The sequence below is a fragment of the Aeromonas sp. 2MA4 genome, assembly GCF_029237305.1.
GTDB classification, from domain to species: domain Bacteria; phylum Pseudomonadota; class Gammaproteobacteria; order Enterobacterales; family Aeromonadaceae; genus Aeromonas; species Aeromonas salmonicida.
Genome location: NZ_JAACFY010000047.1, coordinates 1 through 566, shown reverse-complemented (window position 1 = coordinate 566; position 566 = coordinate 1). Strand labels below are relative to the sequence as shown.

Sequence of the window (566 nt, the reverse complement as noted above, 5' to 3'; positions counted from 1 at the left end):
GGCCAGCTGAAGATCAGCGACGTGGACGGGGCCGACGAGGTGGCGTTCAAGACGGACGCGGCCAGCATCACCGCCAGCCCGGATGCACTGGGCAGCCTGAGCATCACGGCTGACGGCACCTGGACCTACAACGTCGACAACAGCAAAGTGCAGTACCTGGGCAAAGACGAGACCAAGGTTGAGACCTTCACCGTGCAGAGCGTCGATGGCACCCCGCACATTGTGACCATCACCATCACCGGGGTGAACGACGGCTCGGTGCAGATCAGCGGCAGCGATGACGCGGGCGGTGTGACCGAAGACCTGAACGTCTCGACCGCAGGCCTGCTGAGCGACAGCGGCCAGCTGAAGATCAGCGACGTGGACGGGGCCGACGAGGTGGCGTTCAAGACGGACGCGGCCAGCATCACCGCCAGCCCGGATGCACTGGGCAGCCTGAGCATCACGGCTGACGGCACCTGGACCTACAACGTCGACAACAGCAAAGTGCAGTACCTGGGCAAAGACGAGACCAAGGTTGAGACCTTCACCGTGCAGAGCGTCGATGGCACCCCGCACATTGTGAC

General features: G+C 63.6%; 1 protein-coding gene. It reads left to right on the top strand.

Annotated elements, in window-relative coordinates; translation table 11 throughout:
- Positions 1 to 39: 39 nt before the first annotated feature.
- Positions 40 to 566: VCBS domain-containing protein (locus tag GWQ31_RS21720; RefSeq protein WP_275910252.1), on the top strand; the 527-nt coding region annotated here is incomplete at its 3' end.